This is a genomic window from Bacteroides sp. AF39-11AC (genome assembly GCF_003474285.1).
In the GTDB taxonomy this organism is placed as follows: domain Bacteria; phylum Bacteroidota; class Bacteroidia; order Bacteroidales; family Bacteroidaceae; genus Bacteroides.
In genome coordinates this window covers 336681-362842 of record NZ_QROH01000004.1, presented here as the reverse complement: position 1 = coordinate 362842, position 26162 = coordinate 336681, and the positions used below count along the sequence as shown (strand labels likewise).

The following is a 26162-nucleotide window of genomic DNA, read 5'->3' as shown; positions in this document are numbered from 1 at the left end:
TGATTTTAAAAAGTTAGATTCACACCAAAATTAATACTCTTCGGTACTGTCAGTTCTATAGAGGGAGATTCAGGAATCACATCTTCCTTAGCTGCTCTGTACAGATAAAAAGCATTACGCAACTGTACATAAAAACGTGCTTTGCTCACCGGGATATATCGCTTTAGCAATGAATGAAAATCATACCCCAATGTCATATCCTGCATTTTAATATAGTCACCTTTCATATAACCACACAACTCGCGGTGATCGGCCCAGGTTGCATCGGCTCTCGGATAGTCGTTTGAAGGATTATCCGGCGTCCAGTAGTTTACATCGGGCACCCATCTGGTACCAGTCAGGATCACGTGCCATCCATACGCATCATCATAGAACACATAATCCCACCTGCTTGAAAGATTGAAGGAGAAATCTAAATTCTTCCACTTGAACGAACTGCCTAATGAAACAATATACTTCGGATCAGTAGAGCCCAAGATCTTCTTATCATCAGCTGTAATCTGTCCATCTTGCTTCAGATCTCTGATTTTCACGTCTCCCGGCTTACAACCATATTTAGCTGCTTCTTCTGCCTCATTGGTTTGCCAGATACCTGCTTTTTCATAATCATAAATCACATTAATGGGCTTACCGATGAACCATTTGTTTGAGATGTCATCCTGATCATTCGTCAAACTTATGATTTTGTTCTCATTGACAGACATATTCAGGTTCATATCCCACTGGATATCTTTTGTGTCCACCAATATGCCATTCAAAGAAAGCTCAATACCTTTGTTCTGGGTTTTACCAATATTTTGCCAAATACGGGAAAAGCCGGTGGTCAAAGGAATGCTGCGCTGCATCAGAAGATCTTTGGTACGGGTATCATAAAATTCAATATAACCTGAAATCCTGTTATTGAATAAACCAAAATCTAAACCGATGTTATTGGTATGCGTAATTTCCCAACCCAAATTCTTGTTTACCAGTTTATCGGGGCGATAAGCATATAGACCTTTTCCTCCTTCTCCAAACTGATAACCATAACTTCCCAAACCTGCCAGGGTAGAATAAGGATCAATTGCCTGATTACCTACTGTTCCATAGGCATAACGTAACTTCAGGTTAGAAATCCATCCGATATTTTTCATAAACGGTTCTTCTGAAATTCTCCACGCCAGACCTCCTGAGAAGAATGTAGCCCATTGGTTGCCTTTAGCCAAACGAGACGATCCATCAGAACGAACTGAGATATTAGCCAAATACTTTCCCTGATAATCGTAACGCACACGTCCCATAAATGAAGCTAATGCCCAATTACTGTAACCGCTGCCTATCTTCTGATTTTCAGTATTAGTACCCAAATTGTGATAAAGCAACTGCTCCACATCCAGATTCCTGCCCTCAGCCGACATTTCATCATATTGATAATTCTGTATTTCAGTTATGGCATCCAAAGTGATATGATGCTCATTAAAGGTATTATCATAGGTTAGCGTATTATTCCAAGTCATCGTATATGAATTCTGACCGCTTTTACCTGAGCGGTTCAACCCACCATTTGCCTGAAAAGATTCACTCCCATAAAAGAATCCTTTTTTCGTATCACTATATGTATATCCGAAATTACTATGCAAGGACAGATTGCGTAACGGATGGACATTTGCAGAGAAAACCATATTCACGCTTGTATTCTCCGTATCATTGGCATACTGTCCGTCCACATAATCTGCAAGAATACTTACACTGGATTCCTGCGGATTAGGATACATGATCAGATCTCCATTCTCGTCATAAGGTTTTGATAAAGGCGTTCCATAAAATAATGCCTGTCCATAAGTAGCGAAGCCACTACTATTGCGCTTACGCAACCGCATCGTTGCACCCAGATCGAGCCATGAAGTAAGTTTATGGTCAATGGTAGAGGTGAAATAAAACTTCTTTGCTTCACTGTTCTGATTGTAGCCTTTATCCTTCTCGTAAGCAAAACTCAGACTGAATTTTGTTTTTTCGTTGCCTGAAGATACAGACAGGTTATGCTTTTGTGTAGCACCATCGCGAAATACCAAATCCTGCCAATCATAGTATTCTCCATCACGAATCATCTGAAGTTCTTCGTTCGAGAAGATTTTTTCGTCACTCACTTCCTGTCCCCATAAGTTATTGGCAATTTTATATGAGTCCCTACGCATTTGCACGAATTTCTCTCCTTGCATCATATCCATAAAATGTGGCTTGCTGATTCCATAGAAAGCATCATAGCTGACAGTTGTCTTACCCGTCTTTCCACGCTTGGTCGTAATAATAATTACACCGTTAGCACCACGGGAACCATAAATAGCCGCACTGGATGCATCTTTTAAGACCTCGATAGATGCCACTTCATTCATGTTCACCACATCCAGTGAAGCAGGTACTCCATCCACAATTACCAACGGAGTGTTACTGGCATTCAGTGAACGTGAACCACGTATGCGAATACCACGGTCATCACCTTCATAACGCGATGCCTGGATATCCATACCCGGCACCTTCCCTTGCAAAGCATCGGTAATGCTGGTAGATGCCGAAGCTGCAATAACATCTCCTTTCACAGAAGCCACGGAAGCTGTCAGATCACTTTTTTTGGTCGTACCATAACCTATTACTACCACATCATCAAGTGTTGTAGCATCTTCTATCAATACAATATTTATATACTTATTTCCACCGACTGAAACCTCTTGCTTTACATAACCGATGAAAGAAACTTCCAAGACTCCTCCAACCGGTACTCCCAAAGAGAAATTACCATCGATATCAGTAATCGTACCATTATTAGTGGTGCCTTTTACCAATATATTTGCACCGATAATCGGTTCACCAGCTACATCCTTTACCGTACCCGTTATTGTATTCTGCGCATGCACACAAAAAGTGGTAATACATAGCATCAGACAAGCTATCCAAAGCCTCCTGAATAAACATAACATTTGACTGTGTCGTTTCATAAATATTAATTTAAATTGTACCTAAAAGAAGTACTGATATGCCGGCTTATATCAGTTACCGACAACAAAATTAAGCATGAAAAGACACAAAAGCATACGAAATACAGGCTATTATATTCCGTTCATTCGTATGAAACATCATTCAAATTAAATCATTAATTTTCAGAACTTTGCAAATTACACAACACGATTGCAAACAATCGTATGCAATAAAAGTAACCACTGAAAAAGGGAAAAAGGAAGTGTATTACCATTATCTGCCCGTTGGTTCTACTTGCTGCATATATTCATTGGGAGTAATACCGGTAGTTTCTTTAAAAGCACGGAAAAAAGTAGTATATGAACTAAAACCACATAATCCAGCCAATGCTTTCAAAGTATAACGATCCTTTTCATTAGAACTGACCAGACGCTTAAATTCATCAATACGATACTCATTGACAAAATCATAATAGCGTGTTTTAAGGTTTACATTAAAAATTTGAGAAAGTGTTTGAGTAGAAGTACCTACGGCGTCCGCTACATGGGCTAATTTAAGTTCCGGGTTCAAAAAAGCCCGTTCCTTTTCCATATAATTTTTCAGTTTACTAATTAAGACCTGCGCTTCTTCGTCACTTATCTTTTTATTAAAGCGGTACTTCTCTTCTTCATTATGAAGTGGCTTCACCTGAACAGTCTTTTTTCCCCGCCGTTTCTTTTCAATAGTATAAATAACACCAGCTATTAAAACTCCACCCAAGGCAAATCCTAACCACAGCCATGCAGATAAAGAAGAGCGGATTCTAATTTGGAAACTCTGCATACTATTCTCATCCATTTGCTTACGCACTTTAAAGGTATACTCTCCGGGGGACAAGTTAGAAAACTTGATCGAGTTTATACCTCTCAATATTTTCCACTCTTTATCATATCCCTCTAATTGATATTCATATATCATCAAGTCTGGAACATCATAAGTAAGCGTGGCAAAAGTAATATCCAGAGTATTCTGGTCTTCAGGTAAAGCAATAACCCCTCTCTTTTCTATCAGTTCTCCATATTCAGCCAACACAGATACACCATTTACCAGAAAATCAGAGATAACAGTAGGGGCAGACTGAGGTACAGAATGAATATCAGCAAAAACAATACCTTTTGCAGTAGCCAGCCAGATAGTATCACCGCATAATTGTCCATCATTTGAATAAGGTTCCGGCAATCCTTCAGTAGAAGAAAATAAGGTGAAATGATTGAGGGCACTATCTCCTTTTACAACCCCACGTGATCCGACAAGCCAATAGTTATTAGCTTTATCTTGTAAAACCTCGCGTATAGAATACCCCAGATAACCAGCATCTTCGGGAGTACACACATAGCGTAAATGATTAAAAGTGCTATCACAAATAAACACCCGGTTTTTATTAAAACAAAACAAAAAGTTCCCCTGACGATCTTCTGTCATATAAGTTACCGGCGGTAACTCATGTAATTCGGCTGGCAAACTTTCGTCTGAGAAAATACCCTCTTTAGTATTCAAGAATTGTAATCCTTTATCTGTAGCTACCCAGCACCTTTCCTTAGTATCTATATACAAGTAATTCACTTTATCATCGACCAACGTAGAATTTAAGTTTGTATATACTTTCTCTATCTTTAAATCCTTATTATAGCAATAGAGCCCATTCAATGTTGTAATCCATAAATATCCTTGATTGTCAATTGCAAAGGAATTCACATCCAGGTTAGTCTCAGTAAACTTAGATAACTGCAAAGTGTGCCTGTCCAACTTATAAGCCCCTCCCCCCCTTGTTCCAATTAAAATATCATCATTATATTTGATGAAAGCGGAAGTATATCCGAAACTGTTTTTTTCCAGAGAAGAAGGGAAATATTCAATCTGCGACTTTGATGCACAAATATAATAAAATCCATTCGGAGTTCCTAAAAGTTTTATACCATCAACAAAGTACAAACTATTAAACACCTTGTTGCGTAGTTCTTGATTTCCAAATCTATAAGGGTAAAAAGGTTTATTACGGAATTGCAGATAATCTACTCCCATATAACTGGTACTCCCTATCCACAACACATTCATATTATCCAGCAACAGACAAGATATCATATCTGAAGTCAGATATTCATCATTATCATTGGGGATTGCAGATATAGAATGAATAATTTGTTGTTCAGGCAGAGAAATAAAAAAGACGCCACTCCCTAAAGTCCCACAACATAATATTCCGTCACGCAAAGAAAGGGCTGAAACATGATTATTACCTACCGACGGAAGAAAAGATGAATACTCTCCCGAAAGCATATCAAATATCACTACTCCATGAGTAACGGTACCGATATAAAGCAATTTGTCGTTACCAACTACACATGATAATTTAGATGTGAACTTAACATCCTTACCATAAATACGGATACCTCCAGTTGATAATGTGTAAGCAATAATCCCCTCAGGAGAGAGGAACCAAATATCTTTAGCTGTAGCATATGCACCTATAATCTGATTGTATGCAGAAATTTCATCGGTAATCCGAAGATGTTCCAGTTTTTGCTCTTTGTCAATAATATATATGCCATTAGAAGTTCCCACATATACCTTGCCATTTATATAACACAAAGAACGAACCGGAAAATTTATCTCGGGAAATATACGAAGAAGGATTTCGGATTTGGCTTCATATTTCCATAGTCCTTTATTGGTTCCTATTAAAAAATCAGAATTCTCTATCTCTTTAATTACAAAAACTTTCTCTACCTGTTCTGGAAAATAAAAACACTTAAATTGTACGCCATCAAAACGTTGGATCGTATTTAAAGTACCAAACCAAACAAATCCTTTTGAGTCTTTCATGATGCAACTTACTTTCGGATCTTGCAGACCACTTCCATTATCTAAATTCCGTACGGCTGTTAGATTTGCTTGCAAAGGAAAAACGTGACATACCAAAAGTATCACAAAAACCAGAATTTCTGCGGATTTCAGTTCTTTTCTTTTATGTGTCTTCATATTTTCAGGTCACTTAGATTCTTCATGGCAAAATTAAGAATAAATCTGCTATTTCCATGATTTCCGAAATTCTTTTCATAACACTACTCATGATTGTGCTATGATTGTACCTGACCATATTTTATCTGAGGATTATCCTCTCAAATAGGAACATGTAATCTCTCTACAACTAATTTATCCCCCGACAAATCGACTTTAAACAGGTGCGGAATACGAATATATCGCCCGTTCACATCTTTATGACTATGAACCGACATCATCCACTCACCATCCAAAGTACGGAACAACATTCCATGTCCGAAGTTAGGCGGAGTGATCGGTTCTTTCTCTTGTATCCAGGGGCCATCCAGAGTTCCGCTTTCGGAATAGGCAACGCCTTGTGTATAGTCCTGGAATACCCAGCTTGTCCATATCATACCTAATCGGCCCGTACCTGTGCGGAAAAGCCATGGTCCGTCGGTTACACGGTTGGGCAAAACTTTGTCCCCCATCTTCTCACGGCTCCAAGGAGAGTCACTGGCACGGAAAAGAATCTTTCCTTTGCCGATGGAACCGCTTAAATCGGGCTTTAATTCAATCTTTTCCATTGTACCGTTCCAGTTTTGCAGCCATTCATGGCAATAGATCATATAAGGTTTGCCGTCACTGTCCACCCAGAATGTTCCATCAAGGGTAGGCATATTCTCAGGCAGGTAAGTGGGGTCTTTCATAGGTTTATAAGGGCCATCCGGTTTATCACTGACCAGGATGTGGCTGGCACGACGGGGGATAACGTTTCCTTTTACGGTATCAATCTTGATGGCGTTATTCGTAAAAGTGGCGAAATAGTAATATTTTCCATTGTATTCGTGCAGTTCGGCTGCCCAAATTTCGGGTTTAGGGCCCATCCAGGAGTCAGGATCAGTTTCTGCTACACGATAAGGGCCTTCCCAACGGGCAAGGTCTTTGCTTTTCCAGAGGAGGCCGCCGGTACCGGTCATGTAATAAGTGGAGGTTTTCTTATCGGCCAGTATGCAAGGGTCACTCAGGTGGATGGAATCAAGAGGGATGTTGGTACGGAAACGGTTTGGGACTTTTTGCTGGGCAGATACAAGGACAGAACACAAGGTAAATATAAACACCAATAATTCTTTTCTCATATTAGTTCTTTTAATATAATGAGGATAGATACGCAGACGACGCAGATAAGGCGGACAAACGCGGATTTATGATTATTCCGCGTTGATCCGCTTCATCCGCGTCGTCCGCGTATCTATAACTTATTCAACTTCTATACCGTGTTGTACCGGAGTAAGAATGAACGTAAATTCATAGTCACCATAAGGCAACTGATATTGTGGCAACGGCCATGCACCCCAACTGTTCACACATCCTAAGCCCATCTGAGCCTTGTCGATGCAGAGATTTGTCAGGTTAGCTTCTTTCACTTCGGGAGAGTGGTTTTGGGCTTTATCCCAACCATCGTCCAAAGACTCGATAGTATAGTGCAGGGCTGATGCAGAGAACGGAGCATCAGCTACAATCTGCAAACCGCGTCCGGCATCATTCAGTTGCTTCCACCAGCGGATATCGGTCTTCGTACCTGTTTCCTGCGGACGGATATAAGAATAGAATTGTTCATCTACACTCTGGCGATACAATCCCAGATCTGTACAATGATTGCGGTCACTGTAGTTCTCTACCGGGCCACGGCCATAGTATTCTACAGTTTCAAAAGTCTTGGGCATCTGCATCTGCATACCGAAACGGAACATATGGGAAACTTTAGCCTCCGGATCGGCAATCATCTTCTGAGTCACCTTTACAGCACCCTTGTTATTGATTACATAAGTAAGATCCAGTTTGGCAGAAACATTCTTCATTTCATATTCTGCACGTACCACAGTCTGATTGTCTACTGTTTCCCATTTGAAGGAAGTCAGCTTCAGACCCGGGTTCTTCCAAGCAGCGAATTTCTGTTGCAAACCTGCACCAAAATCATTGTCCGTAGGTGCACGCCAGAAGTTAGGTGCCAGTTCGGCATCTTCGTTCATCAATTCCGTACCTGCTACGTTGTAGCGATTCAGGTAACCGGTATGTTTGTTGAATTCCAGACGGAAGTTATCGCCGTTAATAATCAGATAACGCCAGTCGTTTTCCTGGATTTGAGGAGCAACGGTGGGGGTATTCACAACTTCCACATTCTTCAGGTCCATGGCAGGAGCCTTGTAGGGGTTCAGTACAAGTTGATCTTTGGCTACGGCATATCCGGCAGGGAGCAAGCCTTCGCGGTTCTTCAGGCGATAAGTTACATTCAGTAACCATTCTTTGCATTCGCAGGTTTTGCCGATGTTCAATTTCACTTTGGCAGTCTGCTGCGGAGCTACGTTGAGGTCTTCTACACGACCAGTACGAATTACTTTACCGTTAGCAAGCAATTGCCAATCCAGATAGTAAGCGGAAAGGTCACGGAAGAAGTTTTCGTTGTACACGTTCACTTCGCCGTTCTTCAGGTCAGCGGGAGTTGTCCAGATGTTCTGGTAATAGTAACCCACTTCGTACATGTGCGGATTGGGAACACGGTCGGGACTGATCAGACCATTATCACAGAAGTTCTTGTCGGAACCGTCGTAACGGTTGAAGTCACCGCCATAAGCGTAGATAGTTACACCGTCTTTACCTTTCCAACGAACGGACTGGTCTACGAAGTCCCAGATAAAACCACCTTGCAGGTTGGGGTATTTACGGATCAGATCCCAATATTCTTTGAAACCACCCTGTGAGTTACCCATAGCGTGAGCATATTCACACTGGATAAGCGGCTTCTTGGCATCTGTACGTTGGCCATATTTTTCCATGTGCTTGTAATCAGCATACATGGGGCAGTCGATGTCGGTAAATTCATTTCCGTGTGCCTGTTCGTATTGTACGGCACGGCTGGAATCTTCGTTCTTGATCCAACGGTAGCAAGCTTCAAAGTTAGGTCCGAAACCGGCTTCGTTACCCAATGACCAGAAAATGATACTGGGATGGTTGAAGCCGCGTTGTACATTGCGTTGGTTACGTTCCATGTGAGCCTTGGCATAGTCGGTGCGTTTAGCCAGTGTCTTTTCACGATAACCCATACCGTGTGATTCGATATTAGCCTCAGCCACTACATACAGACCATATTGGTCGCAAAGGTCGTACCACAGGTTATCATCAGGATAGTGACAGGTACGCACAGCGTTGATATTGAATTTCTTCATGACTTGGATATCCTGGATCATGCGTTCGGGAGATACGACATAACCACCATCCGGATCAATTTCATGACGGTCGGCACCTTTGAAGAGAACGGCCTGGCCGTTTACTAATATCTGGTCACCTTTCAATTCGATCTTACGGAAGCCTACCTTTACGGGGATTACTTCGTTGCTGCCTTGTAAAGTGGCACGCAGTGTATAGAGGTAAGGAGTTTCGGCTGTCCATTTATGCGGATTTTCCACATTCATCAAAATGGTACCGCTACCTTTGGCTGTTTCCGTAGCTACTGCTTTGCCGGCAGCATCAAGTAATTCCAGGTTCACATTACCGCTGCCTTTCAGGTCGAGCGTCACACGCAGGGAACCATTTTTGTATGCTTCGTCCAGATCCGGAGTGATACGGATATCCTGGATACGTTTCTTGTTGCGGGCATAGAGGTAACAATCACGTCCCACACCACTGTAACGGAAGAAGTCCTGGTCTTCCAAGTAGGTTCCATCACACCAGCGGAATACCTGGAAAACGATGAGATTCGTTTGTCCGGGCTTCAAATAAGGAGTCAGGTCGAATTCAGCTTCGAGCTTGCTATCTTCGCTATAGCCTACATAACGGCCGTTTACCCAGAGATACATATTGGAGGTTACAGAACCGAAATGAGCGATAATGTCTTTCCCTTTCCAGTCGGCGGGAACAATGATTTCACGACGATAAGAACCTACATGATTGTTCTCTGTAGGAACTTCAGGAGGGTTGTTCTGGAACTGATTACGCCAGGCATAACCGGTGTTTACATAAATGGGGTCGCCGTAACCGTTCAATTCCCACACTGCGGGAACTTGCAGATTATTCCAACCACGGTCATTGAAACCTACTTTCCAGAAGTCGGTAGGACGCTGGTCGGCATTGCGTACCCAAAAGAATTTCCAGGTACCGTTCAAAGTCATGTAATTAGTAGATTGGGCTTTCTTGCCTTGCATGGCGGCATCTGCCGATTCATAGGCAAAGTAATTAGTGTGCATGGGAGCACGGTTCACGGCATTGATTTCCGGATCAAGCCACTCTTTAAAGGACTGTGCATTTGCAGTCAGAGCCAGGGCTGCAAAGAGTCCGGTAATAAGATGTTTCTTCATGGATATAAAATTATTATGTTTGTAGCGGTACGAAGAATATTTTCTGCATACCGCTACAAAGATAGGATGAATGAACTTTTTTTAGGGTGAATAATAGTTCAAAAAAGGGGGAATAGAGTTCAAAGAGCTACAAGCTACTGTAATCTATACACTCCAAACGAACGTGGTTCAAGTTTCAGTTTCAGAGATTGCCCTTCTACCTGCACCGGACGTACACGAGGAACAATCGCTTCCTGGTCCAGCGTATTTACTGTGCGCCAATTGTCATTCTGTAAGTAAGTGCAGGAACCGGCAACCAACTGACGTTTCTTCAAACCATTGAAATCGATCTGAACATCGGCAGGCTTACTGCTTGCATTCACCAGTTTCAGAATGATTTCTCCGGTAGGTGCATTCAGTGCAGCTGTTGCATAGAGGCTGTCCTGCCCTGCTACTGCTTTGCCATCCATCTTCAGGCTGAGCACATCGGTACCGGCATTCATGCCGTACATCTGCTGAACGTAATAGTTCGGTGTGCGCATCATGCGCAAGTTATCGAACCAGATCAAGTCCGGATTCCACTGCCAAGCGTCTACGTGAGCAAACAACGGCGCATAAGTAGCCAGATGGACAACATCCGCATTCCGTTCCAATCCCGTCATAAAGGCAGCTTCGGAAAGGGCGGCGAGGAAGTTGTTATCCTTCTTCGTGGAATGATCGTGTGAAGCATATTCTCCGGCGAAAACCTTCGGACCTTTGCGGTCGTAATTGTCATAGCGTGACGCATTACCAAAGAACCAATCAGGATTCATGTAGTAGTGTTCGTCCACCAGGTCTACACCGATACGCTTCATTTCGGGCCAGAGATAATCGAATTTATCACCGCTAGCACTCGGGCCGGAGCTACCTACAACCTTCACATTAGGGTATTTCGCACGGATGGCTTTTGTGAAAGCTTCGAGGCGTTCCACATAAACCTTGTCCCACTGTTCATTGCCGATTCCGATCATCTTCAGATTGAAGGGTTCGGGATGTCCCATATCGGCACGCACCTTTCCCCACTTGGAAGTAACAGGGCCGTTGGCAAATTCAATCAGGTCGAGTGCATCCTGTATATACGGGTCTAGTTCATCCATCGGGACCACTTCGTTGCTTTCGTACTGGCAGGAGAGTCCGCAGCTGATTACCGGAAGAGGTTCTGCACCGAGGTCTTCGCTCAACAGGAAGTATTCGAAGTAACCAAGTCCCAAAGTCTGGAAATAGTCAGGGAAGGCTTTATGTTTGAAGGTGTAGTTCCAGCGGTTTTCATTCAAAGGGCGGTTTTCAACAGGGCCTACGGAATTCTTCCACTGGTAGCGGGTTTCAAGACTGTTACCCTCGATGATACAACCACCGGGGAAACGGAATACTCCCGGGTTAAGGTCATAAAGGGCTTGTGCAAGGTCGGCACGCAGACCATTCTCACGTCCTTTCCAAGTATTCACAGGGAACAGAGAGATATGATCCATATCCACCGTACCACGCGTTTCGAGGACGATACGCAGGCGGGCATGAGCGTCTGTGAACGGAGATTTCAGCACCGCCGTCAGTTTTTGCCAGTTATTGCCGCTGACTTCGATTTCTTTCTTCAACAGATTCTGCGCATTGGAGTTGACGAGCTCGATGGAGAGCTTCATCGGCTTCGCATCCGGTGTGCGGGCATAAACGGAGAAACGGTATTCTTCGCCTTGCTTCACACCAATACCGCGATAACCTTCATTATCCAGTCCGGCACGCAGCAGGCGGCCGTCGTTCACTATGCGTACATAGTGAGGATTGCGGTCAAAACAAGGATTTGCATCCTGAACGGTTACATTACCGAAAGGTACCCAACCCACGAAAGGTTGTGGAAATTCAAACGAACGGTTCTTTACCAGTTCGGCATACAGACCGCCATCGGCGCCGAAGTTGATATCTTCGAAAAAGATGCCATACATTTCAGGTTGTATCTTTGCCGTCGGTTTAGAAACGTCGACGGTCATTACATGTTGTTGTGCCTGCATGCTCAAAGCAAGAGACAAAGCAAAAAGGGCAGTTAACTTTCTCATTATTATATCTTATTTTTTCTTTTCAATATTCTGATGGATACGTATCACAGTAAACGAATAAGCCGGCATTGAGTAAGAAAAGTCATTTCCTTCTACCTTGAAATCAGAAGAAGCGGGTTTAGCTCCTCTGTCTTTCGGATCACCTGTCAATATCGTTTTTGTAGCCGAAGGATTTACCAAAGTAGCTCCGTCCAACTTCACCCGGGAAGAAACTTCCACCGGAAGCATATTCACTAACTTCACGATATAATCTCCGGTATTAGCGTCTTTCACGACTGATACTCCGACACGCTTCTTCACGGCATCCCAACCATTATTCAGTTTTACCGTAGAAGACAGGTATTCGGTACCAGCGTTCTGACCATACATCTGTTGAGTATAGTAGCCTACCGTGGGTCTCACTTCTGTATTATTGAAATAGATCAAGTCCGGATTCCATTGTGTATGACCATCTTTAGCCAACAATGGAGCATAGGAAGTCATTTCTACCACATCACCGTTACGTTCTACGGCCGTCAGATAGAGAGCTTCGGCAAGCGCAGTTTCTACATTGTTGGGGCGTCCCGGCAAGTGGGCGGCGTATTCGCCCAAGTAAACTTTCGCTTTGCTACGGTCGTAATGATCGTAATATTCCTGGTTGTGGATCATCCAACCCGGTTCTACATAGTAGTGCTCGTCTACCATCGGTACACCCAGTTCGGTAGCAAGGTCCCAACCTACTTCATAATCCGTACCTTCGTAGAAGGGGCCGGTAGTACCAATCACGGTAACCTCAGGATGTTTTGCTTTTACGGCATCGAATATCATCTTAAAGCGTTCCACAAAAACAGGTGTAATCATGTCCTCATTACCGATACCGATGAACTTCAGATTGAACGGTTTCGGATGTCCGGCTTCCGCGCGCTTCTTGCCCCACACGGTTTTGCGGGCATCTCCGTTGGCATATTCTATCAGGTCGAGAACATCTTGGATGTATTGATCCATTTCTTCCATCGGAATACCACCCTGCTGTCCCATGCAAGTCAGTTCATCCTTGGAATGGTGAGCGCAGGTACCAGAGTTCTGACAAGGTACACCGGCTGCAAGCACAGGTACGGGTTCCGCACCCATATCTTCACAGAACAAGAAGTATTCGTGGTATCCCAGACCGCGTGTCTGATGGTATCCCCAAAGGTTACGGAGCGTCTTGCGGGCTTCCAACGGACCGATAGAGCCTTTCCAATCATAAATATTATCTATTCCATCGCCATGAGCCACACAACCACCGGGGAAACGTACGAAACGGGGATGCAGGTCAGCAAGCGTTTGTGCCAGATCAGCACGAAGTCCATTCTTACGACCTTTGAAGGTCTTTTGCGGGAAGAGGGAAATCATATCCAGCGCATACTTGCTGACAGCTTGGGGAACAATGGACAGAGATGCAGCCGCCGCATCGCTTGTGGCTGTCAGGACTGCTTTCTGTTGTTTCCAATCTTTAGATGTTACATTTACGGCAGTTTGTCCTATAATAGTTCCATCTTTATCAACCAAGTTCACAAGTACCTTACCTCCTTTACCCTCAAGTACTTTACCAAAGAGTGAGAAGTCATATTTCTCGCCTTTCTTCAAGGCTATGCCATCGAAACCTGCATTCACCAATGCAGTTTGTTCAGCTGCATTCACATCGAAAACAGCATAATGGGAGTTATTAGGATGAATAGGATTCTCCGTTGCAATGCTCAATGTAGCATCACTGCCCTGAACACTCCAGGAATGAGTACTATTCCAGTTCTGATCGTTACCACGGTCGGTCGGGGTATATTCAAAGTCGCGGTTCTGAATCAGTTCGGCATACAAGCCGCCGTCAGCTCCATAGTTGATATCCTCAAAGAAAATACCAATCAGATGCTTGCTGATTTCTTTCGCCTGACCTGCATTTACCTGAATAGTAGCCTCTACAGGCTTGAGGTTGGCAAAACGTACAGGGTCTTGCTCGGTACGTTCGGCATTCAGTGACTGGCGGTATTTCTTATGTTCGGCATAGCGGATGATCTGCTGCACGGTAGTATAGGGAACTTCCTGCACCCAGCCTTCTTCTTCGGAACCATTCACCAACACCTTCTTCTGAGTAGTGGGGTACACATCTTTGGGTTCATACTTGCTACGTTCTTCGGGAGAGAAATAACTCTGTGCTTCCCACTTATGCAAGTCGGGAGAGGATACATAGGCAAGTGCCTTACCGGTATTCGTAGCTTCCCAGATACAATGCCATTTGCCATCGGCACGGGTTTGCATCAAATGGGGCTTGAACATAGTCTTTGCCCGTCCCCACGGACCGAAGTCGGAATTCACATAGGCAAATCCATCGGCCACGCTAAACCACTTCTCTCCGTCGGGACTCCAGGCAAACTTCAGGCCGCTGCGTCCGTCACGGTTCGAATAGGAAAAGAGGTACACCTGATTCGGTTCATTCGTCACGCCCTCCACCTTTGCCTGCACAGGGAAGACAAAAGACAGAAGTAAACATACACTTAAAAATCTAATCAATCTGTTCATGGTATTATTTATCGGGTTATTTGTTTTTCCAGTACTTTCTCAGCTTCTCAGCCTCTTTCTTAGTGATGTGGATTACTGCTCCATGTTTCGGTGAAGAAAAGTTAGTCGCCTTCATCACGCCCTCGTTGAAGTGTCCCAGATCTTTGAAGTTCACAAAGTCAGTGGTTTCACTGAAACCGAAATTATGAGGATTGATACCATAGATGTCATACATTACCACCCATTTGTCTTCGCCAATGCGCTTCCACATGTTAGGAGCTTCGCAGGCTTTCGGTTCCGGGTCTACCCATTCCGGCAGATAAGTATATCCACGGTTGATATATTTCGATATAGCTTGTTTGATACCCGGTGTTCCGTCGTGAGCTACGTAGAACATGTGATACTTATCACCTACTTTCGTGATATCGGCATCGATAGCTGATTTGGTAGCATCAGGATATTGGAACAATAAGCGGGGTTCTGTTTCCAGACCGTCGAAGTCTTCGTTTACATAAGCATAGTACAGCATATTCCGTGCATTGCCCATACGCATGGTGAAGTAGATCATTATTCTGCCTGCATGCTCATCGTAGACCAGTTCAGGTGCCCAGGCACAACCGATCTCATCATATCCGGGGAAAGTCTTGTCAATACGAACCACATGGTGTGTCCAGTTTACAAGGTCTTTTGATTTCATCAGGACAAAACCACGGTTGTTGCCCCAGCCGTATTTAGCTCCGTCACGCTCCCACTCGGTATTGCGCAGACCTTTTTGTTGGGCAAAGATGTGCAGGTCGGTCATGGCAATGTAGAAAGTGCCGTCCGGTGCACGATAGATATGCGGGTCACGGATACCTTTCTGTTCGGCAATCGTATCACCCGCGATAATGGGCTGACCGTTATTCACATCCGTAAATGTATATCCGTCATCGCTGACTGCGAAATACAAACTATGTGTATCGTCTTTGAAATAGGTAAACAGATAAGCTCCCATTTCCTTCTCATTCGTTTTCCAGTCCTGAACCAATACGGCGCCACCTTGCGGTTGGAGGGTCAGTTGAAGTTTGCCATCAGCTTTCAGCTTCAGAGTTTGCAACTGGGGTTGCAATTCTTTATCATCATTATAGCATGAGAGAGTCTCTCCTGCCAGCATAGGTAATTCGAGTTTCAACTTCAGTACTTCTTTTGTACCGTTAATGGCAGCCACATACCATTGCTTGCCATGACGACGTGCAATGACTGCATATTTTCCGGGATAACCATCAATAAAACGTGTTTCATCCCACGTAGTAGGCACTTGTTTCATAAAGTCCAAACAAACCTGCGGGGCATCTGTCAGGTTGTTGGGTGCCAAAGCATAATTCTGAATAGGATTCTGGAACAACACAGCCGTTGACAACTGGAATACATCCGTCGTGCGACGGGTAGTTCCACCATTGTTCCCCCGGTTCAAACGCTTGTTCAGGAAAGTACCACCAAATTCCATACAGCCTACCGAATTACGGATAAAAGGATGCAGACAGGCATTGAAAGCCTCTTCGTCACAGTAGTGCTGGTTGAAAATCAGATTCTCGGAAGCCAGTACCGCTTCGCTACCTACATAGTTGGGATACATCCGCTCCCATCCGCGAGGTACTGTACAACCGTGGAAGATTACCATCAGACCATGATCGTCAGCATCACTCAGAATACCTTCGTACAAACGCATGGTTTCCTGTTTATCTCCACCGAAGAAATCGACTTTGATACCTTTCACACCCTGCTCCTGAAGCCATTTCATTTCACGCTTGCGGATAATCGGATCATCCATCTTATTGACGGGACCTTGCTCGATATCATTCCAGTAACCGCTTGAACTGTACCACAAGAATACATCCACTCCTTTACCTTGTGCATAGTCAATGAGGGATTCCATACGCTTACGGCCGATCTTCGTATCCCACCAATTATCAATCAATACATATTCATAGCCCATTGCAGCAGCCAGATCAACATAACGCACTTGGTCATCATAATTGATACTGCCATCCTGCCAGAGTATCCAGCTCCAGGTTCCACGTCCCATCTGATAATCATGTTCCGTCTCATACAACGGTTCCACAACATCCCAGATAACAGTGGTTTCTACAATAGGTTTCAATGTTTCACCTACCGTAATCGTACGCCAAGGGGTAGAACCCGGTAAAGCGAAGGCGGGGGCAACTGTTCCGTTACCATTATTCTCTTCAGCCATCGGGAAAGCTACCGTATACAGATTTCCTTCTGTTACATCGCTCAGGCGCGAACCGCAATAACGGCTGTCTACTCCCGTCTCACTGACAAGCACCCAGCCATTATCTCCTACGCGGAACAGGCAGGGGAAAGTATATCCGTGTCCATATTGTGAACAGACATCCATCGGAGCATCTGCCTTATATTCTTCTTCATAACTCGGTTTTGTCCGCTTCCAGCCTATCATGGCGTCACTTTGCGGACACATGAAGGTAGTAGTCTGTTCAGGAAAACGGAAGCCGGTTGCTTCGCTGTTCACAACAAGGCTTCCCCGTTCGCCCTGGCGGGGCAACGTATAGCGGAAAGCAACGTCATTATTGCTCACACGGAAGATTACGTCCATCTTCTGCCCTTTTGCATTGGCAAAAGCACATACCAATTCATTGGCCTGATAGTGTATCTTGGAAGCTTTGATACGAGATTGCGTGTAAACAGTATCAATTTTCCTTTCTTTATGCCCGGTTAGTTTCATTGCTTTCGCAAAGTCTCCCACATTGGTCTCCAGACCCAACGGAGATGATTCCAACATCTGTTTTCCGTTATAGGTGAGAGAATACGCTGCTTCCTTCCCTTCCGGGCACGAAACTGTTAGTTGTAATTTACCGTCAGGTCCGCTGACGGTTACATTCTGTGCTGTCAGCGGCAAGGCTACCGCCATACATAAAAAAGCTAATCCCTTCAGTCTGTTTCTCATGATCAAATAATGTTTCTCTGGTATTTTAATAGTCATATAATTAAAGGGTTGGCACTACCGGCTTAATGGTTCCGTCCGCATTGAATTCCATGCGATCAATGCACACCTCGCGGTGCACGCCCGGACCATCTTTCAGGAAGTTCTTATTAATACGATGGTAAACGATATACCACTCATCCGTACCCGGAATTTGGAGCACTGCATTGTGTGCAGGACCGTAGATTTGTTTCTCCGGATTCTGAATCAGCACAATCGGATCTTTAGCTACCTCGATAGGTCCCAGCGGCGATTTAGATGTACCGTAAGCCACATGATAGTTGGGTGAACCGGTGTCATCTACCGACCACATAAAATAATAAAGTCCGTTACGGTAAAATACATAAGGAGCTTCGCGGAATGCATAATCCTGCAAGGTTCCTCCTTCGGGAGTCATTACCGTAAGTGTTTTCTTCTTGATGGAAATCATATCTTTATTCAGTTCGGCACCGGCCATGTAACCATTACCCCAATACAGATAGGGTTTACCGGATACGGGATCGGTAAAGACATCCACGTCTATCTGCTGTCCGTGCCCTACAGGGGAGTCTGTAATGATGGGCTGTCCCAGATCGGTAAACGGTCCGGTAGGTGAGTCGGCCATTGCTACGCCGATTTGCTTTCCTCCGCCTTTGGCAGGATTGCCGCTATAATAAAAGAAGTACTTGTATTCTCCCTTGATAAGTTTTTCTTCAATACACGGTGCCCAGGCATTTCCATTCGCCCAAGGTACCTGTTCGGATTTCAAATCCAGCATAACGCCTTCATAGTTCCAGTTCTTCAGGTCGGTTGAAGAGAAAACTGTGAAGTACCATCCGCCCCAGCCGGGTTGTCCGTCTGTTGTGGAATAGATATAATATTTCTTTGTCTTGTTTGAGTATAAGATTTCAGGGTCGGCATGGAATCCGGGCAATACAGGATTGTTCGGTATTGCACCCAATTCGGCAGGCTTGCCCCATTTATCTGTGATGCGGATCAATTCATCACGCGTGATAGGAATAATCGTTCCGTGGCGGGGATGGAAATTCATCTTCACTTCACTGTCTATCACTTTGAAGTTCTTCAGATCGGTAGTTTCCGTAAACTGATATTTGCCTTTCATGTATACATCATACATTAATATATACTTATCCTGGTTTATCAGTTTAAATGTGCCGGCGCCTTCTACAGCCTCTTTTGTTTGCTGTTTGTAGTCCGGTGCTTCTTCCCATTGGCCGGAAGTCAGTGAACGGGTGGTTGCCACTTTAATACCGTTTCCATGTCCCTCTGTCTTATAGAACAGGTGGAAAACACCGTCTTTATAGACAATATCCCCGTCGATACATGATTTCTTATTCTCCGGAATGAAGAGTGGCTTCGGTTCGCCAATCAGATCTGTAAAGTCATCATTGGCATATGCATAGTAGATGATATCAGCTCCACCGGCATACTGCATAGACCAGTACACCATATATTTTCCGGCTTCAGGATCAAAAACCGTCTGCGGTGCCCAAACACGTTTCAGCTTTTCCTGTCCTTTATAACGCTTCTGCATGTTAATGATGGAATGCGTCCAGTTTACAAGGTCATTGGACTTCAGCAGCACCATTGCACGGTTCGAATCCCAACCATTGTCAGATACCATATCTGTCACCACCATATAAAAGGTATGACCGTCCTGGCTTCTCAGGATGTGCGGGTCGCGCACACCACCGGTCGAACTGATTACTTTTGAATCAAGAATGGGCTTGCCGTCATTCAGTGCCCAATATGTATATCCGTCCATACTTACGGCATAACATACAGCTTCTTCACTGATGTGGTTACCTGTAAAGTAGGTAAACAAATAAGCCACATAATCTTTTTCAACGATAGGATGTTGTTGCTGAGAGAATGAAGGCAATGTTATTGCCAACATCAAGCTAATTGCAATTGCAAATTGTTTCATAGTATTCCTCATAAAATTCACGTTAGTTATTGGGTGTCAAAAATACACATAAAAAAGGGAATATACTACCACGAATCATGCAAAAAGGGAATATTTTTGTGTCATTTCATTAAAAAACAAAGATTTACCCACTTATCTATAACAAAAATGGAGTTTGCCGGCAAAACAAACTCCATTTCGTATTTCAATTAAAAACGAATGTTCAATCCATGAAACGTACCATTTCACAAGCAGCCAATAAGAATGCTCCCACTCCAAAATTGGCTGTCGAATTGGCATCTACGACCTGACCCGGAATTGCCTTTTCTCCGATAGGTTGCACATAACCGATACGTCCATCCGGCTGCAAAGCAACAGTCGTCAGATACTTCCAGGCTTTTTCTACTACAGGCTGATAAGTAGCCTTATCCAAAAAGCCGTTATTCATACCCCATAGCAGGCCATAGGTAAAGAAAGTAGTGCCGCTGGTTTCCGGTCCGGGTGCATGTTCCGGATCAAGCAGGCTGCGTGTCCAGTATCCTTCCGGTTGCTGGCAGGCAGCCACAGCTTTTGCCATTGTCTGGAAACGATCTATATATTCCTGGCGGTATTTATCTGTTTCAGGTAAATCCTTCAACACTTTAGCCAGTGCTGCAAGCACCCAGCCGTCTCCACGTGCCCAAAAGTCTTTCTTGCCGTTCGCACTCTTATGCTTGGGATAGATATATTTCCCGTCACGGTAATATAAAGCATCTTCGGGATCATACATCAAGCTATCGGCAAATACCCAATATTCATGCAGCTTTTCCAGATAAAGCGGATTACCGGTTATCTTATATAGTTTAGTCATAACGGGCATCACCATATAGAGTCCATCGGCCCACCACCAATAATCGTTCTTATCCGTACTCATCTGATATTCCATCACTTCGCGTGCACGGGCTATTTTCTGCGAATCCGGCTTCAGGTTATATAAGTCGGCATAGGTCTGAAAGCAAATCTGATAGTCACCAAAAAGTACGTAATCATCACTTTCACCGTAACTATACTTCCACTCAGCCTTATTGTCCGATTTGGCTCCTTTCCATTCATTATGTTCGGCCCATGCTTTGGAATAGTCCATGAACTTCGAATCACCGGTAAGGAAGAATGCCTCCATATTACCTGTATGATAGGCGGCATTGTCCCAGAATGAACGTCCATGCTTCGGATTCTGTTCCTGCCAATAGTTATTCACTTTATAAATGATATCCACAACTTCTTTAGCTTCATCTTTCGGAGCGGCACAAGCAGACAGTCCACTCAAACAGAAAGCTAAAAGTATCACATTTCCCAAAAACGTTTTCATATATTTTTCTTTTTTTACTTAATTACTATACCATTCGTTATTATTCATAAAGGAAGACAAATTCATATCTACTGAGTACCTCCTTGAAATTGTGTCCCGGAGCGAACCCTATTCAGTCGTATACTGAATGCCATTCAGTCCTATACTTAACCCTATTCAGTCGTATACTCATTATCCCCCCTCCCAGAAGGTATTCTGAGTAAGGATTAAAGGGAGTTTGTCACTATAGTAAATTATACGTACACAAAATCAATTATTCACTTCCAGCACATATACCGGTTGAGGAGCAAATTCAACCATACGTTCACCATCACCTTGTTTAGTATGCTGCACAAAAAGATGGAGCCGGCGTTTCTGCTTCCATAGTTCCGTGTCATGTGAGGGTTCCCAGGCGTCTACCGCAAAGTCTGTCAGGTCCGTAAAGGTCCATTTGCCAGTTCCCACAGCCTGAGCATGTGCCATCGACACTCTACTTCCCCGTTCTTCATCACGGAAGATGTAGAATATCTCACCACCTTCCACTACAATACGCGGACGGGCAATTGGAATCATCTTGGTGCCACCACCTTTCAGAGAAAAAGGAGTATGACGATCGGAAACCTGGCGGTTCTGCCACATTTGTCCATCGTACCACACAATACGGTATTGCGGAACATCACTATCAGGATCGCGCCAATACGTGGCAATGTAAGGATTACCACTTGCATCCGCACTCATACTAGTCTGGTTGATGAGTTCTGAGTTTTGTGGAATGCGGCAGGCATACTCTGCATTATTGTAACGAATAGGCAAATCATATTTCTTGCCATTCGCCTTATACCACGTTACACCGTTATCATAGGAACGGGCATAACAAAGATCATGATTAGTCTCCACATGCCATGTTTCACGCCATACCCACGACAGATGTATGGTTCCCTGCTCATCTACATAGAGTTGCCAGTAGGCATTCCGCTGGTCTTCACCATCTATCAGGACATCTTGTACGCGATACCACTTTTTCTCTTTCACAGAATAGCGGTTCATCACCAGATTTCCCCTGCCGGAAGAACCGGAACGATAAACAAACAACAGATCGCCTCCATTCAACAGATAAAACTCCGGATAAGTCACATTTCCCTCATCCACTCCGGTCATAGGCTCTTTACCACCCAGCTCCAGAGTATATGGAGCAGTGCTGCGACAATAATTCAGTTTATGTCCGTGATGATCAAATGACAGATGTAAATAACCATCTCCGTCCAGCATCATGCTGATTATATTATGGGCATCCTTTACATTTCCCTTGTATTGTGTCCGCTGTAACGTCCATTGATCAGAGTTCAACTTCCGTTTGCCGAGAACCAGATAACCGTCCCCATCATAATAACTTATATACTGTTCATCTCCTTGTGTCACAAGCGAGTTATTTCTGAATACAGTCGTATTGACCGACGTTTGGCTATATCCGTTCCCCACTTCCACAAGCTGGGACTGTTGTGCCCGGAGAGTGGAAAATATCAGGAGAATCAGAAAGAAAAAAAGAATGCGTTTATTCATAATTATTATTCGTAATATGCGTGATCTTTCGGGAAATCTTCTCCTCCCCATGCTTTCTTTGATGTCCAGGGCTGTGGTGCATCTGTCCAAAAGGGATCATCAGCAGCCAAACCTAATGGCAAGAAAGCAAGCGAAGCCAGATAAAGACTACCATTATTGGTATACCAGTCTGAAATATTGGGTTGAGAACCATTAAAGCCTAATGTCAGATAACCTTCCGCATTGAAATTGCGGTTATCACCGAACATGCGTTGAATAACAGCCGTCATTGCCGCACGCACCTGTCCGGCAGGCAATTCTTTCGGTAGCCAGCCACGTAATGACAACAAGGCAAGCGGCTGTAGTACACCGGTACGATAAGTAATTGAACGACCAAATACGGGGAAAGCACCTTCGGGAGAAACAAAGCGTTCCAATATCATACCGAAACGCTGCATACGCTTCAAAGCTTTCGGGAAGTTTCCGCCTTTCACATTCCAGATGTTTCTTTTTCCTCCATCCGTCATCACGTCAAGGCATTCCACATACATGGGGTGAAGCACAAAACTGTTATAATAGTCAAATGCAAAATCTTCTCCGTCACTGTACCAACCATCGCCCACATACCACTCGTCTACTTTACGTAAAGCAGAAGTTATACGATAGTAATCGGTTTGGGCACCTGCCTTTTTCAGGAAGCATTCAACAGTTGAAGAGAATAACAACCAATTCGTATATGGGGGATCTACCCGGCGTAATTGTTGGAATTCAGCAATATATCGCTGCTTTGTCAAATCATCCAATGGAACCCATAAGGCATCATATCCACGCAAAAAGCTTTCAGCTATATAAGCAGCATCTACGAGAGGTTGTCCTTCCTTGCGCCATAGCAGGTAATCTTTACTTTCCGGGTCCACTGATTGGGCATAACTCTTCAATGCCCACTCACGCAATTGTTTGCGCTGCTGACCTTCTGCCGTGTCATCATCAGGCAATGACAACCACGGAGCCAGTCCGGCCATCAACCTGCCGAAGCATTCCATATAAGTCACTCGTTTATCACGGCCATCCCATGTAGGACTTAACTCTACCAGCATATTTTCCTGCAATTTACCTTCGCTCATATTGCTCAGTACAGGTGCAGCCATCTGATAGAGAATGCCTGTCCATAATTCACGATCAGTCTTTACTTTTTCAGGTTTCTTTTTAGCCGATACATTAAGAGGTATCAGCAATGCTACGGTCAATAGTAGCCAAAGATATTTTCTTGTTTTCATGATATTCTATATAAGTTGTTTTTCATTGTTGCAAATATATCCGTTTCATAAGAAAACGAACTACTACAAATATTGCAAAAGAGGATATTTATCGGTCATTTCCGTTATAAAATGTATAGTTTTCAGGAAAATCAGGTCTTTTCCATCTTTTCTATTGCTTCTGATATACCCGTACATAGTCTATTTCATAGCGCATGGGGATTCCTTTATCATCAATCTCTCCACCGTTTATGCCACCAAGAGCCAAGTTCAACAAAAGATATTGAGGCTTGCGGAAAGGATTTGTTCCCATCCCAATCGTTCCGTTTATAGTTTCGCTCAAAGGAATTTCATTCAGTAATTCATCATCCAGATAGAGTTTAACTGCAGTTTCATCCCAATCCATACGCCAGACATGAAATTTATCTGCCCATTGGGGATCTTTATCCGTAAAATGAGTAAAAGGGATTGCTTTACTTTTCCATTTTGCACTCCATTGCCGGTCAGTTCCCCAGGCAGCATTTGCCAAAATATGCGGTTCACCTTTAATACGATAGTATTCCATGATGTCAATTTCACCACACGAAGGCCACTCCATACCGCTACCCAATGTCCAGATAGCAGGCCATGCCCCTCCACTTACAGGAATCTTGGCGCGAACTTCAAATCTGCCATAAAGAAATTCTTTCTTACCGGACGTAGTGATGCACGAGGAAGTGTACTCGATAAACTCCCGCTTCTTCCGCCAGTCGTTACTTCCGGGTTCATACCATGGATTTCTACGTCCTTTCTCTTTTCGCACTTCGATAATCAGCTTTCCATCCTTGCAGTAAGCGTTGCCTTCCTGATACCACTGGACTTCTTCATTACGTGCAAAACCATTATCATAACTCCACACAGCCGTATCCGGAAGACCGTCTGCGTTGAACTCATCACTCCACACTAATTGCCACTCCGATTGACCGGACAGACCTACCGGAATAAGCAAAAATAGCAGGAACAGACTTCTTATTACTATTTTCATTCAAGTTCACATTTTACAGATTTATACTACCAATTCTTATAGAAGATACGAATATAAGAAATTTACCACTTATCCAACCATTCAATAAACGGAATTCCTTTTTCATCAAATCGGATAGGCAACCAGATATAACGTGAATCCTTCAGACTGCTTGGGTGCCACATGTCCGCCATAAACATATATCCACCCTCTTTTAATGGCAATATATAGGTACTTTGTCCACCAAAAGTAATTTTCGCATTTTTCCCTACACAAGGATTGGGTAACTGAGACCACTCTCCTAAAATGGAAGAAGCAGTCATAAGTCTGGCTTCGTTAGGTTTCCAGCCAGTACATCCTGACGCTACCATCCAATAAGTCTCATCTTTCTTGAATATAGCCGGTGCTTCGTTGTGTCCACCGGGAAATATACGGATATATTTTCCTGTATGGCTAAGATAGTCATCGGACAATTCTGCAATTTGAAGCGTTAAATTCTCCTCAGAAGAATAAATATGATAAGCTTTACCGTCCTCATCAACAAACAAAGTCATATCACGAGACATCTGTCCACTTTCCAAATCACGTTTCACAAACATTCCTTTGTTTATTGCTTCACGCCACTCCGGAGTCCACCATTCATACTCATTCGGGTTCCATGTAAGCTTCCGTTCCTCCAGCGTCATGTTCATCGGATAAACGCCCGGATTTATACGTCCGGAACGGATAAACGTGTAAGGCCCTACCGGGGTATTACTTATGGCAACTCCTGCACGTGCAGGTCCATATCCCTTTCCTTTCAGTTCCAGATGAAACCACATGACGAACTTCCCGGTCTTTTGATTATAGATTACTTTGGGTCGCTCAATGATACAACCTTTTTCTATATCACTTCCAACCTCATCAGATACAGCTAAAGCCACGCCTTCATACTTCCAGTTACGTAAATCCGCAGACGAGTAACATGTTACCCCTACTTGAGTTGTAAAACCAGAGGAAGGTCGATGTTCTCCATACCAGTAATATTTTCCCTTATAGAAAATAATACCACCACCATGGGCATTAATTACATTTCCATCCGTATCTTTCCAAACTTCACCGGAAACAATATCTTGGTTACCTATTGAATTGACCTGTCCCCACAAAGGTGTCTGAAACAAGATACATAGAAATAAAAAAGGCCCTATTGCTTTCAAATAGTTACTCATAAATCCTACATGTCACT

At 43.7% G+C, this 26162-nt stretch carries 13 protein-coding genes; all 13 read right to left on the bottom strand.

The genetic code is table 11. The annotated features are described in order from the left end of the window. Window positions 1–5: 5 nt before the first annotated feature. Complete coding sequence (locus tag DW036_RS09885) at window positions 6–2972, bottom strand: TonB-dependent receptor (RefSeq protein WP_233560373.1); 2967 nt, start codon at window positions 2970–2972, stop codon at window positions 6–8. Between the two features lie 253 nt (window positions 2973–3225). After that, on the bottom strand, window positions 3226–5970 hold the full coding sequence (locus DW036_RS09880) for a helix-turn-helix domain-containing protein (protein WP_118463746.1): 2745 nt from the start codon (window positions 5968–5970) through the stop codon (window positions 3226–3228). A gap of 140 nt (window positions 5971–6110) precedes the next feature. Continuing rightward, window positions 6111–7109, bottom strand: coding sequence for a glycoside hydrolase family 43 protein (locus DW036_RS09875; RefSeq protein WP_118463743.1), 999 nt, complete (start codon window positions 7107–7109; stop codon window positions 6111–6113). A gap of 120 nt (window positions 7110–7229) precedes the next feature. After that, window positions 7230–10325: a glycoside hydrolase family 2 TIM barrel-domain containing protein gene (locus DW036_RS09870; protein WP_118463740.1), complete on the bottom strand. Its 3096-nt coding sequence runs from the start codon at window positions 10323–10325 to the stop codon at window positions 7230–7232. 134 nt (window positions 10326–10459) lie between these two features. Continuing rightward, the gene (locus DW036_RS09865; RefSeq protein ID WP_118463737.1) at window positions 10460–12391 is read right to left on the bottom strand and encodes an alpha-L-arabinofuranosidase C-terminal domain-containing protein; all 1932 of its coding nucleotides are present in this window, start codon (window positions 12389–12391) and stop codon (window positions 10460–10462) included. A gap of 9 nt (window positions 12392–12400) precedes the next feature. Continuing rightward, window positions 12401–14926: an alpha-L-arabinofuranosidase C-terminal domain-containing protein gene (locus tag DW036_RS09860; protein WP_118463735.1), complete on the bottom strand. Its 2526-nt coding sequence runs from the start codon at window positions 14924–14926 to the stop codon at window positions 12401–12403. A 16-nt stretch (window positions 14927–14942) separates the two neighbouring features. Continuing rightward, a complete protein-coding gene (locus DW036_RS09855; RefSeq protein WP_118463732.1) occupies window positions 14943–17870 on the bottom strand; it encodes a glycoside hydrolase family 97 protein in 2928 nt (975 codons plus the stop codon). 40 nt (window positions 17871–17910) lie between these two features. Beyond that, the gene (locus DW036_RS09850; protein WP_233560387.1) at window positions 17911–19803 is read right to left on the bottom strand and encodes a family 43 glycosylhydrolase; all 1893 of its coding nucleotides are present in this window, start codon (window positions 19801–19803) and stop codon (window positions 17911–17913) included. Between the two features lie 232 nt (window positions 19804–20035). Next, window positions 20036–21160, bottom strand: a complete 1125-nt coding sequence (locus DW036_RS09845) for a glycoside hydrolase family 88 protein (RefSeq protein ID WP_118463726.1) — start codon at window positions 21158–21160, stop codon at window positions 20036–20038. A 249-nt stretch (window positions 21161–21409) separates the two neighbouring features. Further along, window positions 21410–22699, bottom strand: a complete 1290-nt coding sequence (locus DW036_RS09840) for a BNR repeat-containing protein (RefSeq protein ID WP_118463723.1) — start codon at window positions 22697–22699, stop codon at window positions 21410–21412. Window positions 22700–22704: 5 nt separating this feature from the next. Next, a complete protein-coding gene (locus DW036_RS09835) occupies window positions 22705–23955 on the bottom strand; it encodes a DUF2264 domain-containing protein (protein ID WP_022394113.1) in 1251 nt (416 codons plus the stop codon). A 151-nt stretch (window positions 23956–24106) separates the two neighbouring features. Further along, a complete protein-coding gene (locus DW036_RS09830) occupies window positions 24107–24958 on the bottom strand; it encodes a family 16 glycosylhydrolase (protein WP_118463720.1) in 852 nt (283 codons plus the stop codon). 62 nt (window positions 24959–25020) lie between these two features. Then, entirely contained in the window at window positions 25021–26145 is a 1125-nt protein-coding gene (locus DW036_RS09825) for a glycoside hydrolase family 43 protein (protein WP_118463717.1), read from the bottom strand. Window positions 26146–26162: the final 17 nt, after the last annotated feature.